17 protein-coding genes are annotated in these 15,543 nt (G+C 32.3%); 12 read left to right on the forward strand and 5 right to left on the reverse strand.

Going from position 1 to position 15,543, the window contains the following annotated elements:
* Positions 1–7 precede the first annotated feature (7 nt).
* On the reverse strand, positions 8–1,318 hold the full coding sequence (locus SJY34_RS11605) for a phenylacetate--CoA ligase family protein (RefSeq protein WP_400075820.1): 1,311 nt from the start codon (positions 1,316–1,318) through the stop codon (positions 8–10).
* A gap of 249 nt (positions 1,319–1,567) precedes the next feature.
* Between SJY34_RS11605 and purD the strand changes: the two genes are divergently transcribed.
* Complete coding sequence (gene purD / locus SJY34_RS11610; protein WP_400075822.1) at positions 1,568–2,839, forward strand: phosphoribosylamine--glycine ligase; 1,272 nt, start codon at positions 1,568–1,570, stop codon at positions 2,837–2,839.
* Positions 2,840–2,843: 4 nt separating this feature from the next.
* Here the strand turns inward: purD and SJY34_RS11615 are convergent, their stop codons facing one another.
* The gene (locus SJY34_RS11615) at positions 2,844–3,071 is read right to left on the reverse strand and encodes a DUF6341 family protein (RefSeq protein ID WP_400075824.1); all 228 of its coding nucleotides are present in this window, start codon (positions 3,069–3,071) and stop codon (positions 2,844–2,846) included.
* A gap of 79 nt (positions 3,072–3,150) precedes the next feature.
* Between SJY34_RS11615 and SJY34_RS11620 the strand changes: the two genes are divergently transcribed.
* The gene (locus tag SJY34_RS11620) at positions 3,151–4,068 is read left to right on the forward strand and encodes a DUF6427 family protein (RefSeq protein ID WP_400075826.1); all 918 of its coding nucleotides are present in this window, start codon (positions 3,151–3,153) and stop codon (positions 4,066–4,068) included.
* Here SJY34_RS11620 and upp read toward each other — a convergent pair.
* Positions 4,057–4,716: a uracil phosphoribosyltransferase gene (upp, locus tag SJY34_RS11625; RefSeq protein ID WP_400075828.1), complete on the reverse strand. Its 660-nt coding sequence runs from the start codon at positions 4,714–4,716 to the stop codon at positions 4,057–4,059. The genes SJY34_RS11620 and upp overlap by 12 nt on opposite strands.
* Positions 4,717–4,787: 71 nt before the next feature.
* Here upp and SJY34_RS11630 point away from each other — a divergent pair, with 71 nt between their 5' ends.
* A complete protein-coding gene (locus tag SJY34_RS11630; protein ID WP_400075830.1) occupies positions 4,788–5,396 on the forward strand; it encodes a DUF4254 domain-containing protein in 609 nt (202 codons plus the stop codon).
* Positions 5,397–5,479: 83 nt separating this feature from the next.
* Complete coding sequence (locus SJY34_RS11635) at positions 5,480–6,472, forward strand: glycosyltransferase family 9 protein (RefSeq protein ID WP_400081373.1); 993 nt, start codon at positions 5,480–5,482, stop codon at positions 6,470–6,472.
* A 15-nt stretch (positions 6,473–6,487) separates the two neighbouring features.
* Here the strand turns inward: SJY34_RS11635 and SJY34_RS11640 are convergent, their stop codons facing one another.
* Positions 6,488–7,546, reverse strand: coding sequence for a 2Fe-2S iron-sulfur cluster-binding protein (locus SJY34_RS11640; protein ID WP_400075832.1), 1,059 nt, complete (start codon positions 7,544–7,546; stop codon positions 6,488–6,490).
* Positions 7,547–7,682: 136 nt separating this feature from the next.
* Between SJY34_RS11640 and SJY34_RS11645 the strand changes: the two genes are divergently transcribed.
* The 8 genes from SJY34_RS11645 (at position 7,683) to SJY34_RS11680 (ending at position 15,088) form a co-directional block, all read left to right on the forward strand.
* Positions 7,683–8,015: a PadR family transcriptional regulator gene (locus SJY34_RS11645; protein ID WP_400075833.1), complete on the forward strand. Its 333-nt coding sequence runs from the start codon at positions 7,683–7,685 to the stop codon at positions 8,013–8,015.
* Positions 8,016–8,018: 3 nt separating this feature from the next.
* Complete coding sequence (locus SJY34_RS11650; RefSeq protein ID WP_400075835.1) at positions 8,019–8,654, forward strand: hypothetical protein; 636 nt, start codon at positions 8,019–8,021, stop codon at positions 8,652–8,654.
* Positions 8,651–9,343: a hypothetical protein gene (locus SJY34_RS11655; RefSeq protein ID WP_400075837.1), complete on the forward strand. Its 693-nt coding sequence runs from the start codon at positions 8,651–8,653 to the stop codon at positions 9,341–9,343. Before SJY34_RS11650 ends, SJY34_RS11655 begins: the two co-directional genes overlap by 4 nt.
* Before the next feature lie 60 nt (positions 9,344–9,403).
* Entirely contained in the window at positions 9,404–10,882 is a 1,479-nt protein-coding gene (locus tag SJY34_RS11660; RefSeq protein ID WP_400075839.1) for a DUF5687 family protein, read from the forward strand.
* Positions 10,883–10,903: 21 nt separating this feature from the next.
* Positions 10,904–11,626 (forward strand): ABC transporter ATP-binding protein, encoded by a 723-nt coding sequence (locus SJY34_RS11665; protein ID WP_400075841.1) that lies wholly within the window; start codon positions 10,904–10,906, stop codon positions 11,624–11,626.
* 189 nt (positions 11,627–11,815) lie between these two features.
* Positions 11,816–14,425, forward strand: coding sequence for a tol-pal system YbgF family protein (locus tag SJY34_RS11670; RefSeq protein ID WP_400075843.1), 2,610 nt, complete (start codon positions 11,816–11,818; stop codon positions 14,423–14,425).
* A 17-nt stretch (positions 14,426–14,442) separates the two neighbouring features.
* On the forward strand, positions 14,443–14,892 hold the full coding sequence (locus SJY34_RS11675; protein WP_299121171.1) for a polymer-forming cytoskeletal protein: 450 nt from the start codon (positions 14,443–14,445) through the stop codon (positions 14,890–14,892).
* Entirely contained in the window at positions 14,828–15,088 is a 261-nt protein-coding gene (locus tag SJY34_RS11680; protein ID WP_400075845.1) for an AtpZ/AtpI family protein, read from the forward strand. The genes SJY34_RS11675 and SJY34_RS11680 overlap by 65 nt, the downstream gene beginning before the upstream one ends.
* A gap of 194 nt (positions 15,089–15,282) precedes the next feature.
* Here the strand turns inward: SJY34_RS11680 and SJY34_RS11685 are convergent, their stop codons facing one another.
* Positions 15,283–15,429, reverse strand: a complete 147-nt coding sequence (locus tag SJY34_RS11685) for a hypothetical protein (RefSeq protein WP_400075847.1) — start codon at positions 15,427–15,429, stop codon at positions 15,283–15,285.
* Positions 15,430–15,543: the final 114 nt, after the last annotated feature.

Below are 15,543 nucleotides of genomic sequence, written 5' to 3' on the forward strand. Positions count from 1 at the left end.
TAATAGCTTAGTTTATGTGCGAGGTGAATTGTTTTAACTTACCAGATTTTGAGCGTTTAAGTTTTTCCACACGATTAAAATTAACATTTATATTAGGTTCGAGATATCGAATGACTTCAGCTTTAATAGTAGCCTTTTTAGCTTCAGAAAGCTCGGTTTTACATACATAACTCATATTAAATGTATCTAAATGAGATTGTTCAACAATAAACTCTGACACATTACCATCATTCTCAATAACACTTTTGGTAATGTAATAAAATGTAAGTCCAGCGGCTTTTTTACCACTAGGCAAAATCGCAATATCATTAGTTCTTCCTGTTAACTTTTTTAAAAGGGGTTTTCTGGTTGTACCATCTTCGGACAAAGAGCCAATATCGCCAATATCATAGCGAATAAAAGGATGCGCTTTGTTATATAAAGATGTAATTACAATTCTGCCTTCTTCTCCATTTGGCAAAACATTATTTTGTTCATCTAGGACTTCGACATATAATGTTTCACTGTTAACTTGCCATTCACCTTTGGTATTCTGAAATGCTATTAGATCTAATTCTGAAGCTCCATATTCATTAACTATGGGTACACCAAAGTAAGTTTCCATTAGTGCCTTATCATCTTCAAAAAGCATTTCAGAGGTGACGACACAAACTTTTAGACTTGGACAAACCTTAGTTAAAACAATGTCTTCTTGTTTCAAATACTTTGCAAATTGAACGATTGGGCTTGTATAGCCATTAATATATTCAAATTTTGAGATTTTAAATTTTGCTAAGACTTTTTCAAATGCAGTATCACTCAAATCGAAAACCGAAAACCGAAATCTATTACTAAAATAATCTTTCAAACGCTCTTTGTAATACCCTTTTTTGTCTAGTGGAATACCATAAAAACGCGCTTGCTTAGAAGTATTAAATTCAATACCATGCCAAGCAAACCTATTTATAATTTCTGCCCAAGTCATGGCATGGCACCATTTATCTTTTGCAAAAATAAAAGGATCACCAGAACTACCAGACGTTTTATTTAGGTAAACATTTTTTATGCTGTAGCCTTCAGAAAGTCTGTCTTCGACAGGTTGTTGTAAATGGCGCTTTGTAATAACAGGGACCGAATTCCACTCATCAATAGTTACAGATTTACTTAGCGTTTTATAAAATGGATTATTTGTTAAATGATATGAAACAATATCTTTTTTTTGTTTTTCAATATAAGCTTCAAATTCAGCATCAGTTTTAGCCTGAATTTTTGATAAAACAGATTTAGCTTTATCGATATCAAAGCCATTTATTTTTAAAGAAAAATCAAATAATCTCAAAGTGTCTTTTTGCCCTTAAGGTTTCTGTAAATTAATTGTTTTTTAAGCTTAAAACCAATTATTTTTGCCAGAACTCGTCTCGAGTTTTTGTTTTAGACCGAAAATTATGGCTTTTGTGCTCTAATGAAATTATTTTTTGGTTGCATAGCCATAGTCTACGGAATCTAAAAATAATAAAATTAGGGTGCAAAATGTATGATTTGCAGGTAAAAAAAAAAGTTGAGACGAGTTCTTAAATAAATTATAATCATGAATATTTTAGTACTTGGCTCAGGTGGAAGAGAGCATACTTTCGCATGGAAATTAGCACAAAGCAACCGTTGTAAGGCATTATTTGTTGCACCAGGAAACTCGGGAACCGAAGCAATAGCCACAAACTTAAATATTGGTGTTACCGATTTTGAGGCTATTAAAACTGCAGTTATTCATAATAAAATAGATTTGGTTGTTGTAGGTCCTGAAGATCCTTTAGTACAGGGTATTCACGATTTCTTTTTACAAGATGACTTGTTAAAAAATGTGCCTGTTATTGGACCACAAAAAGCGGCAGCAGAATTAGAAGGTAGTAAGGAATTTGCTAAAGAATTTATGATGCGTCATAACATTCCGACAGCAGCTTATGAGAGTTTTACAAGAGACAATGTTGAAGAGGGTTATAAATTCTTAGAAACACTTCAAGCTCCATACGTATTAAAGGCAGACGGTTTAGCGGCAGGGAAAGGTGTTTTAATTCTTAATGATCTCAAGGAAGCGAAATCAGAATTAAAAAGTATGCTTGTAGATGCTAAATTTGGCGAAGCGAGCACCAAAGTAGTTATTGAAGAATTTCTAGATGGTATAGAATTAAGTTGTTTTGTTTTAACCGATGGTAAAGACTATAAAATTTTACCAACAGCAAAAGACTATAAGAGAATTGGCGAAGGAGATACAGGATTAAATACAGGAGGAATGGGAGCGGTTTCACCAGTACCTTTCGCTACCAAAGCGTTTTTAGATAGAATAGAAACTGAAGTTGTAAAACCTACGGTTGAAGGATTAAAGAAAGATAACCTACCATATGTTGGTTTTATATTTATTGGTTTAATTAAGGTTGGTGACGACCCTAAAGTCATTGAATATAATGTAAGAATGGGAGACCCTGAAACCGAAGCGGTTTTACCAAGGTTAAAAACTGACTTGGTTGATATTTTTGAAGCAATGGCAAATCAAACATTATCTAAAATAGATATGGATATTGATGACAGAGCAGCAACAACGGTAATGCTAGTTTCTGGAGGCTATCCTGAAGCTTACGAAAAAGGTAAGGAAATCTCGGGAATGGAAAAAGCTACAGATTCTATTGTTTTTCATGCAGGTGCAAAGTTACATGATGGTAAAGTTGTAACGTCAGGAGGAAGAGTTATGGCAGTTACATCTTATGGAAACACGTACCAAGAAGCCATAAAAAAATCTTATCAAAGCATAGAAAATCTACATTTTGACAAGATGTATTATCGTAAGGATATAGGTTTCGACCTATAATTGATTACAAGTAAGAGTGCGATGTAACGCTTTTGTCCTCTTCGTTATTATCGTTGAATTTTTTTAGCTGAAGCATCCAATAAGTAAATGCCACCAAGCCAATAGCCATAAAAATCCATGACATAATATTGGCACCAAACCAGCTTTCTAATTCTAAAGCTCTTAGCGCATCAAAAGGAGCAAAAAGTCCATCAACAAATAAATCTTGTATTCCGTAAAAGAAATCCTTCATAACTTTATAAATTTACGGTACAAAAATACTAAAAAAGAGGTATAAACAAATTATTAGAACCTTTTTAAGAAATCACTTTATGATTACAAGCATTTTCAGTAAATCAAAGCCTATAAACTTCATTATAGTGGTGGTTTTTGTCATTTTGCTTTTTGTAATTACAAACTTCACCTCACTTTTTAATGATTTCAATAGCACATTATTGACTGTGGCTAAACTTGGAATCACTTTATTTTTAATTTTTCTTTTAGACTTTATAGTTGCTAAAAACAACTTAACCCAAAGAAATAGCTATGCTATAATGACTTTTGGATTGCTTTTTGGCATGTTTCCTGAAGCTATGAAATATTCTGATTTGTTATTGTCTAATCTCTTTGTGTTTTTTGCCTTAAGACGTTTAATTAGTCTACACTCTAATCTACATGTTAAGAAAAAACTATTTGATGCTGGTTTTTGGATTGCTCTAGCAATGTTATTTTATTTTTGGTCTGTTTTATTTTTCGCATTGGTTATCGTGGCTTTAATTTACCACTCGCAAAACGAAATAAAAAACACTATAATTCCATTTATTGGTATAGCAACGGTTGTCGTATTGTTTTTAATTTATAACATCATTTTTCATGATGCTTACATTAGATCTTCTGATTTTCAGCGTTATGCCAGTTTAGATTTTACCGCCTATAACAGCAAAGCAACCATATTAAAGCTTACAGTTTTATTTACATCATTAATCTGGACACTCATATACTATTTCAAAACATTGCCAGACAAAAACAAAAAACTAAGACCGTCATATTTCTTAATTGCATGGGCTTCAATCATGGCTATCTTAGTTGCAATTATTGCGCCTGTTAAAAACGGAAGTGAGTTTTTATTTTTATTAGCACCATTTTCAATAGTTATGGCAAACTATATTGAAGTGATTTCTGAACGTTGGTTTAAAGAAGTATTTATAGCACTTTTAATAATTACACCAATAATTACTTTATTGCTGTAGCTTATTGCCAAAAGCCAAATCACCTGCATCACCTAAACCAGGAATAATATAACCCTTAGCATTAAGAATATCATCTATAGCTGCAATCCAGAGATGCGTATTTGGCTGAAAAGCATTAGCTACATAGTCTATACCTTTTTGAGCACCAATAACACTTACTAAATGAATTTCTTTTGGTGTACCAAAAGGCTTTAAAGCTTCAAATGTTGCTACCATAGATTGCCCTGTTGCTAGCATTGGGTCAGCCAGAATCAATGTTTTGCCCTCTATACTTGGACAAGCTAAATACTCTACAATAATTTCGAAACTTTCAGGATTGTGTTTGTGTTGTCTATATGCTGAAATAAAAGCGTTTTCAGCAGCATCAAAATAATTAAGCAAACCGCTGTGAAGTGGAACACCAGCTCTAAGAATAGAACACAATACAACATCGCTTTTGTGTAAAACAGTATCAGAAAGACCAAAAGGAGTCTTAGTTTGATGAGCATCGAAATGAAGTGATTTACTTAGTTCGTAACCTAGAATTTCACCAATACGCTCTATATTTCGTCTAAAACGCATACTATCTTTTTGAATGACTTCATCTCTAATTTCCGAAATAAAAGTGTTTAAAATTGAAGGGGTTTCTGCGAGGTTGTGAATTTGCATAGAATGGTGTTTAGTTGAAGGGCTAAGTTAATAATTCAAACTATATTTGCATATCATAAATAGATTTCAAAATGTTTTCAGAAAAAGCCAATACTATATTTCAAGATGTAATTAAGACCTATAAGGTTTTGAATACAGTAGATCAACCTTTTACAAACAAGTATGATAAAAATGACGATTTAATTGCGCATTTACTATACAGAAAATCTTGGATCGATACTGTTCAGTGGGCTTATGAGGATATTATCAGAGACCCAAACATCGATCCGATTGCGGCTTTAAAGCTAAAACGAATGATTGATGCCTCTAACCAAGATAGAACTGATACAGTTGAGTTTATTGATAGTTATTTTTTAGATAAATATAAAGACGTTGAGGTAAAACCGAATGCTAAAATAAATTCTGAAAGTCCTGCATGGGCAATAGATAGACTTTCAATTTTAGCCTTGAAAATATACCACATGCACATCGAAACCGTAAGAGTAGATGCTAGTGATGCGCACAAAGCTGCATGCCAAAAGAAACTAGAGGTTTTATTAGAGCAACGTGTGGATTTGAGTACTGCAATAGATGATTTATTAGAAGATATTTCAAATGGAGACAAGTACATGAAAGTTTATAAGCAGATGAAAATGTACAATGATGACGAGCTTAATCCTGTTTTAAGAGGACAGAAGTAACAAATTCCTGCAAAGGCAGGAATCTCATCTAAATAGTTGAGTTGCCAAAACCAAAACACATATTAGTCATTAGGTTCTCTGCCATGGGAGACGTTGCGATGACAGTACCTGTGATCAGAGCCTTAACCGAACAACATCCTAAGATTAAAATAACAGTAGTTACTAGAGCTTTTTTCAACCCCTTCTTTTCGGATTTAAAAAATGTTGAAGTGTATTCGGCAGATTTAAAGGGGAAGCACAAAGGTGTTTTAGGGCTTTATAAACTTTCAAAAGAATTAAAAGTTCTAGATTTTGATGCTGTTGCAGATTTACACAATGTACTACGAAGTAAAATTTTAAAATTCTTTTTTGCTGGCAAAAAAGTAGTTCAACTCGATAAAGGTAGAGCGGAAAAAAAGGCTCTAACTTCTGGGAAATTAGTTCAGCAATTAAAAACGACACATCAGCGTTATGCAGATGTTTTTGAAACATTAGGCTATTCGGTTGATTTATCAAAGCCAAAGTTTCCTAAGCCTAAACAATTAAGTAAAAACTTAAATAAATTTATATCAAACAAAGAAAAAAGAACGATCGGAATTGCACCTTTTGCTGCGCATCAAAGTAAAATGTACCCATTAGAAAAAATGGAAGAAGTTATCGCCAAACTTTCTAAAGATTACAATATTATTTTATTCGGAGGAGGAGAAAAAGAAGTTGAGGTTTTAAATCGGTTTGAATCAAAATTCAATAATGTATCGTCCATTGCGGGAAAACTAAAGCTAGAAGAAGAATTAAATCTGATTTCAAGTTTAGATGTGATGCTGTCCATGGATTCTGGGAATGCGCACATTGCAGCAATGTTAGGTATAAAAGTTATCACAATTTGGGGAGTAACGCATCCTTTCGCTGGCTTTGCACCATTTAATCAGCCTAGTGATTATGCATTATTAGCTGACAGAGAACAATACCCGTTAATACCAACTTCGGTTTATGGGAATAAATTCCCTGAAGCTTACGAAAATGCCGCAGCTTCAGTTTCAAGTGAAACCATTACTAAAAAAGTAAAGCATCTCTGTTCTAAAAGCGAAGCGGCCTAAAGTCTATTGTCTTTTTCACACATCATCATAATCCACAACTAAACTATCAGAAGTAGGATGCGCTTGGCAAGTTAAAACTAATCCTTCAGCTACTTCGCCATCAGTAAGAATGTTATTTTGGCGCATTTTTGCCTCTCCTTCAGTCAATCGTGCAATACAACTACTACAAATACCACCTTGGCAAGAATAAGGTGCATCAATATCTTGTTTTAAAGCCGCTTCAAGAATGGTTTGCTCTTTCGACATTTCAAATTCAAATTCCTCATCGTCTACAAGCACTTTAATTTTTGAATTTCCAGATAAGGTTTCTGAGTTAGAACCTGATTCTGTTTCAACAGGAGCTGTAAACAATTCAAATAAAATTGCTTTTTCTTTTACCCCATTTTCTATCAATACATCTTTAACGGTATGAATCATTTGTTCCGGTCCACAGAGATAAAAGTTTTCGATAGTAACACCTTTATATTTATTCTTTACAATAAGATTAACTGTACTTTTTTCAATACGTCCAAATAAAGCATCTTCTTCGTTTACCTGACTGTAAATAAAATGCACATGAAAACGATTACCATATTGTGCCTGAAGTTCTATAAGTTCTTTGAAGAACATGGTTTCTTCAGAAGATTTATTACCATAAACTAATATAAAATTACTAAACGGTTCGTCTTCTAACAGGGTTTTAGCAATACTAAGAATTGGTGTAATTCCGCTACCAGCAGCAAAAGCGGCAATAGTTCTGGTTTTATCTTTGTTAGCTTCAAAAACAAAACGACCGTTAGGTGCTGAAATATCAATCGCATCTCCCGCTTCTAGTTGAGAATTAGCGTAAACGGAAAATGTTCCACCTTCCACGGCTTTTACGGCAACAGTTAGGTCTCCACTGTTTTTTGACGCGCAGATAGAATAATCTCTGCGAATCTCCTCCTCGTTAATTACAGTTTTTAAAGTTATGTATTGACCTGCTTCAAAACGGAATTGTTCTTCAAGATTATCTGGAATATCAAAGGTTATTGCCACTGATTTTTTCGTGACTTTAGCTATAGATTTTATATTAAGAGAATGAAATTGTGACATTAAAAATATTTTTGACAAAAATAAGGAATCTCAAGACAGACCTGCAAGGTTTTATTGACCTTGTAAGTCTAAATTTTTCTTAAAACATATACCTAAGATTATTATGCATAAGATTATTATGTATATTTGTAATATTATGAGTAATTCAAAATTATATAAAGGAAGCTTAAATACTATCATTTTAAAGTTGCTTAACCAGCATGATAAAATGTATGGTTATGAGATTACCCAAAAAGTAAAAGCGTTAACCAAAGGTGAGCTTAATATTACAGAAGGAGCATTGTATCCTGCTTTGCATAAGTTAGAAGCAGAAGGACTATTGGATGTTGAAGTCGCTAAAGTAGATAATCGTTTACGGAAATATTATAAACTTACAGAAATGGGTACAAAAGAAACTGTTAATAAGCTAGAAGAATTAGCAGAGTATATAAGAACTATGCAGGCTTTGGTAAATCCTAAATTGGCTTAAAAAATGGAGTTGACTAAAGAAGACGTACAATTTATAGATGATTTTCTAAAAAAGAAAGGTGTAAAGTATTTAGATGTAAGATCTGAACTTTTAGATCATTTAGCGACAGAATTTGAGGAGAAATCTAATTATAGTTTAATTGAAGATTACTTGATAAGTAAAGTTGAGTTTATTAGAGATTTTGCCAAAAAACAACGAAAAGCTATTCATTGGGGTTATCAAAAGCAATTATGGATTCAACTTGGAAAGTTCTTTTATAAGCCTAAATTTCTATTACTACTTTTTGGATTAATAGGTTTAGGCTACATGTTTTTACAATTTTTTAATCTAAAAGAATTCGGTTTTGTTTGCTATTTCATTTTATTGATACTAGTTTTTTACCCACTGCTTTATCAGATGATATATTATAAAGCTGTTAAAAAAGTACAATCCATTCAGTCATTGTTTACTGTAACGTCACTACCTATGGTTCTTTTACATTCTTCCCTCCTTATTAAAGATTTACTTGGAGAGAGCTCTTTATTGATAATAATTTATTGGGCTTTTTCTATTTTATTAGGATTATCTGCCGCAATAATTATAGAAAAAGATAGAGAAAAAGTTTTAGAAAAGTATTACCAACTTATTAATAGAGAATGAAACTTGATGAATTCCAAATAAACGAACTCTATAAATTCACCCAAAAACATTATGTGGATTGGTACGACGTGCAAACTGAACTTGTAGATCATTTAGCAAATGGAATAGAAGTACAATTAGAACAAAATTCAAATCTAACTTTTGAATCTGCCTTAAACGCGGAATTTAAAAAATTTGGAGTTACGGGATTCTCGGATGTTATTGAAGAAAAGACAAAGGCGTTAAATAAAAAGTATAGACTATTAGTTTGGAAGTACTTTAAAGATTTTTTCAAGTTACCAAAAATCATACTAACGTTATTTTTAGTTTGGATCTATTTTGAGTTATTTCAACTCATGCCGAATAAAAACTGGATAGTGATACCTACATTCGCAACATTATTTGTTGCACCAACTGTTTTCTTCATTCATATGACTAAGCAGATTCGAAAAACCGAACAGCTTACAAATAAAAAATGGCTTTTTGACTCCATAAATCTTCAATTAGGAGGTTTAGTTCATATCTTGAGTATCGGATTATATAGTGGTGTTTTTTTTGAGTCAATAAATAGTTGGCCGATATACTTACAAGCGGTATTTTCTATAATTAGTGTGTTATTTGGGATGATAATATATATTTCGGTATTTATAGTATCACCAAAACTGAGAAGACAAATGGCAAAACAGCATCCTGAGTATAAATTCGTATAAGTTGTGTAACAAACTTTAAAAAATTAATACTAACTGAACGTATCAACTAACCAAAACATTATGATAAAACATTTCACCAACCTAGAATGGAAGCAATATTTTCGTTCCTCTTATTGGCAAAAAAGTATTGCCATAAATATATTGATGGTGTTTTTTGCACTGTATTTTGTTGTTATGTTTTTGGGCTTAGGATTTGGACTTCTTTTTATTTTGAAAAAAACTTTTCCCGAGCAAGATGCATTTGTAGTTGCTAATGGATTTCTGTTTTTCTGGATTATTGGAGATTTAATGATGCGCTTCTTTTTACAGAAATTACCTGTAATGAGTGTAAAACCTTTGTTAACCTTACCAATTAAGCGTTCAACTGTTGTTAATTATGTTTTAGGTAAATCTGCGATATCCTTTTTTAATTTTTTACCACTTTTTGCAATTATTCCATTTAGCATAATGCTAATTAGAGATGGTTATGGAACTTCTATGGTTTTAACATGGATGTTTACAATGATTATTATTGTTCTCATTATTAATTTTCTAAACTTTATTATCGAGGCTTTTTCTGCAGAAAAAGAACTATCCTTTCTCCCTATAATACTTGTAGTAGGCGCGTTATTTGGATTAGACTATTTTGACATATTACCAATGAAGTCTCTCATAGGAGATGGTCTTATCAGTATTGCTAATAATCCTATTTTAATTTTAATTCCGATAGCAATCTTATTATTATGCTATGGTTATAATTATAAAATACTAAAATCTAAATTATTTTTAGATAGTTCTTTAAAATCTAAAGTAACCGAAGTAAAAGCAGCAGACTTATCTTGGACTAAACGTTTTGGTGATATTGCACCATTTATGCAATTAGATTTAAAACTAATTTGGCGAAATAAACGGACGAAGTCTATGGCAATGCTTTTAGTCATAGGATTACTTTATGGGTTGTTCTTTTATCCACAACCCATGTATAGAGACAAAGAGTTTATGTTTGCTTTTATTGGCATATTTTCAACAGGATTTTTCCTTATTAATTTCGGTCAGTTTATTCCAGCTTGGGATAGCGGTTACTATAAGATGTTGATGAGTCAAAATATTAAATATGAACAATATTTGCGCTCTAAATTTATACTCATGATAATGAGTGTAGCCATATTGTTCATATTAGGAATACCTTATGTATATTTTGGTTGGAAAATTTTAATTGTCCATTTTGCTGCGGCCATATATAACATCGGAGTTAATTCTCATGTAATTCTTTATGGAGGCTCATTCAATAGAAAAAAGATAGATTTAGATAAAAAAGCAGCTTTTAACTATCAAGGCACAGGAGCTGTGCAGTGGCTAATCGGTATTCCGTTGATGGTTTTACCAATGGGACTATTTGCTCTTGTTAATTGGTTAATTGGTTTTGAGTTGGCAGTAGCAGTACTGATCATTCTTGGAGTAATAGGAATCGTACTTCATAAAAAATTAATGAAACTGATAACAAAAAGATATCTCGATTCAAAATATAAAATGATTGACGCTTTTAGTCAAGATAGTTAATAACACGTAAGAAAATATATCATGATATATACAAAAGACCTTTCAAAATCATACAACGGAACAACAGTTCTTAATGTAGAAGAGCTAAATATTCCAAAAGGCCAAAGTTTTGGTTTAGTTGGAAATAATGGAGCTGGTAAGACGACTTATTTCAGTTTATTACTCGATTTAATAAAGCCTTCAACAGGTAATATAACAAGCAACAGTATTGTTGTAGACGAGAGTGAAGACTGGAAGCCATTCACATCATCTTTTATAGATGAAAGTTTCTTAATCGGTTATTTAACACCCGAAGAATATTTCTATTTCATAGGTGATTTACGCGGACAAAACAAAGCTGATGTAGATGCATTGACTTCTAAATTTGAAGATTTTTTCAATGGGGAAATCATAGGGAAGAAAAAATATCTCAGAGATTTAAGCAAAGGAAACCAAAAGAAAGCAGGAATTGTAGCTGCATTAATCGGTAATCCTGAAGTGATAATTCTTGATGAACCTTTTGCTAATCTAGATCCAACAACACAGATTCGCTTAAAACAAATTTTAAAAGATTTAGCAGAAAAGCAAGGGGTCACTGTATTGGTCTCAAGTCATGATTTAATGCATGTTACCGATGTTTGCGAACGTATTGTTGTATTAGAAAAAGGAAATGTGGTAAAAGATTTAGAAACTAATCCTGCAACATTAAAAGAATTAGAGGCCCACTTTGCAAGTGGTGCCATGACTGCACAAGAAGAAGAATAACAATCTATTAAGCATATTTTAAAAGCTCGTAATTATAAATAATCACGAGCTTTTTTATGCTTTGACCTATCGTATTACCTCGAAAAACCTTGAAATAACTTCAAAAATTCAAAAAGATGTTTATTTTTACCACTTAGCACACTAAACACATAACATTTTAGTTATCTATTAATCAAATAGAACCACCTTTTGAAAATCTATTATAAAATCATATTATCTCTTTTTTGTTTAGCATTCGTTGCACAGAGTTGTTCACGAAAAAAAGATAAGTTTATCAATAGAAATTTTCATGCTTTAGGCACTAAATACAATGTGCTTTATAATGGTAATTTGGCTTTAGAGCGAGGTAAAGAAGGTGTTAACGATGCATTCACCGAAAACTTTTGGGAATTATTGCCTGTAGAGCGTATGAAATTAGAGGAAGACATCTTTCTTCCAGGACAATCTAAAAATGCGGATTTTGACAGAGCTGAAGAGAAAGCTATAAAGGCCATTCAGGTCCATGGGATGAATATCGACGGTAAAGAGAAGAATCCTCAAATTGATGAAGCCTATTTGCTTTTAGGAAAAGCGCGTTATTTCGATCAGCGTTTTGTACCAGCCTTGGCGGCTTTCAACAATATTTTGAATAAATACCCAACAAGCGATAAAATTAATCAAGTAAAAATCTGGCGCGAAAAGGCAAGTATTCGTTTAGATAATAATGAAGGAGCCTTAAAAAAACTGAAACGTTTACTTGATGAAGAAGAGCTTAAAGACCAAGATCTAGCAGATGCGAAAGCTGCATTAGCCCGAGCTTACATTAATCTGAAGCATAAAGATAGTGCGTTAATGGAACTGGGAATTGCCGCAGAATACACCAAGTTAAAGAACGAGAAAGCACGTTATCATTTTATTAGAGGTCAATTGTATAATGAGTTTGGTAAAAAAGATAGTGCAAACATTGAATTTGACGCCATTATAGATATGCATCGTCAAATTCCAAGAGCATTTTATATTAATGCGCACCTTCAAAAATCGAATAATTTTGACACTACTGAGGGTAACTTAATTGAATTTCAAGAATATCTTACGGAATTAGAAGAAAATAGGGAAAACAGACCTTTTTTAGATAAAATATATTATCGCATTGCAGAATTTCACCGCAACGAAACCTCTGATAGTTTAGCGGAAGCATATTACAATAAATCATTGCGAAAAACTACTTCAGATAAGTACTTAAAGTCTTTAAATTATGAGACTTTGGGCAACATGTATTTTGATAGAAATGTTTACAAAACAGCTGGAGCGTATTATGATAGTACCATGACTGCAATGGTTCAGAATTCAAAACCATTTAGAGTTATAAAACGAAAGCGCGAGAATCTTGACGATGTCATTTATTACGAAGGTATTGCTCAAACTAACGATAGTATTTTAAATATCATTAAACTTCCAAAAGATGAGCAATTGGCTATTTATGCAGAATATGCAGAAAACTTAAGACAAAAATCTTTAGAAGAACAGAAGGAGAAAGAAGAAGCTATAGAAAAGCAACAAAACCAGTCAGCGCGAGCTGCCAATGTTAACCAAAGAAGTATAAGAAGTCCAGGAAATCCACCAGGAATGGCTAGAAATCCTCAATCTAAAGATGATAATGGTGGTAATAGTAGTTTCTATTTTTATAACCCTACAACAGTTGCTTATGGTAAAAATGAGTTTTTGAAACTTTGGGGTGATCGTAAGCTTCAGGATAATTGGAGACTTTCTGACCAACGCGCAAGTATAGCAACCACAAACACAGATGGTGAAGTAAAAGATTTAGTAGAAGATAAGCGTTTTAATCCTGAAACGTATTTAGCAACGCTTCCAACAAAACAAAGTGAAATCGATAGTATTGCAAAAGAAAGAAACTTTGCATATTATCAATTAGGAATTATTTACAAGGAAAAATTTAGAGAGTATCAATTAGCAAAAACTAAGCTCGAAAAACTTTTAGAAAACAATCCTGAGGACCGATTGATTTTACCTTCAAAATATAATCTATATAGAATTTACATAGAATTAGGATTAAACAGAAAGGCTGAAGTTGCCAAGAGTGATATAATTAAAAACTATCCAGAATCGCGCTATGCTGAAATTCTGTTAAACCCACAATCTGAATTATCTAAAGACGAAAACAGTCCTGAGGCAATCTATAAAAGACTATACAGGCAGTTTAATAATGAAGAATATGCCGAGGTCATTGCAGAAGCCGAAGCTCAAATAAAACGGCTAGAAGGAGATGATTTTGTACCTAAATTCGAAATACTCAAAGCATCAGCCAATGGTAGGCTTTTTGGTTTTGAAGCTTATAAGCAAGGTATTGACTATATCGCCTTAACCTATCCTAATACTGAAGAGGGTAAAAAGGCACAAGACATTATTAAAGATGCGATTCCTGTATTAGCAAAAAAGGAATTTGTAACAGACGAGAAGGCTCAAAAATTTAATGTGATTTATGAGTTTGATAACAATTCAGGTGAAGATATTGACGCATTCATAAAGATTTTAGATGAAGAAGTTGCAAAAATTAAATATTTTGACCTAACAACCTCAAAGGATGTTTATGACGAAAACACTACCTTTGTAGTGGTTCATGGTTTAAAAAGTATTAGCGGAGCTAGTGGTTTTGCACAAATACTTCAGTCAGATGAAAAAGATAAAAGGGGAAGACCAGTAAAACCAAAAATCACAAAGGAGTATTTTGCTATTTCATCACCAAACTATGCTATTATTCAACGACATAAAAACTTAAATGCATACTTAAAACTACAATAAATTAAAACCAAATCAACATGTTTTCTTCAGATAACAAAAAACCAAAACAACAAACAACTATGGAAACAAGTACATCTCAGAATATCATAGCACAAGGCACTAAAATAGTAGGCGATATAGCAAGTCAAGGTCCTTTTAGAATCGACGGAACCGTTGAAGGTAACGTTAAAACATCTGGTAAAATCGTAGTAGGTAAATCCGGATTTATAAAAGGAACACTACAAGGCGAAAATGCTGATTTTGAAGGAAAATTTTCAGGTAAACTAATTTTATCAGGTACATTGTCACTTAAATCTACGGCACATATCGAAGGTGAGGTACATATAACTAAATTAGCAGTAGAACCAGGAGCGGCATTTAATGCTACATGTAGTATGAAAGGTACAGTTAAAGCATTATCTAATGAGCAAGCTAAACCACAACAAGCCGCAGCGCAAACCAGCACAAGACCAGAAAGACAGGCTTAATTCTTATGCTCGTTTTTCGGGTATTGCCATACAAATGTTTACTATAATTGCTGTTGGAACTTTCATTGGTGTAAAGCTGGATAAAAAATACCCTAACGAACACAACCTATACACCTTATTATTAACTTTGAGTTCTGTTATAGCCTCAATTGTTTATGTAATAAGACGTATTATTGCAACTTCAAAAGACGATTAATAAATTAAAATGGAAGATTTTATAAAGCGACAGATAGCTTTTCTATTACAATTAATAGGGGTTAGTGTTTTATTGTTTGCAGCACATAGTTACCTGTTATACCACTTTGCAAAAGAAATTACGTTCTTTTTTCCGCTTTGGCAGATTTACACCTTTCATTTAATTATTACTTTAGTTTTTTATACTGTAATTAATTATAAGTTTTCATCTGGTAAAAAGGATATTTTTAATTTGTTTATGGTGATGACTTTTTTAAAAATGATATTGGCGATATTATTTTTATTACCATTGATACTTTCGAATTTTGAAAACAAACAACCAGACGTTTTTAGTTTTTTCATTTCTTATTTCTTGTATTTATTTTTTGAGGTTTTTGCTATAACTAAATTTCTTCAGAAATCTTAAAAAACAGATTTTAAAAGTCCTATAAATCAACGACTTTTACCAACAAATGA

It is taken from the genome of Winogradskyella sp. R77965, from assembly GCF_044594915.1.
Taxonomy (GTDB): Bacteria; Bacteroidota; Bacteroidia; order Flavobacteriales; family Flavobacteriaceae; genus Winogradskyella.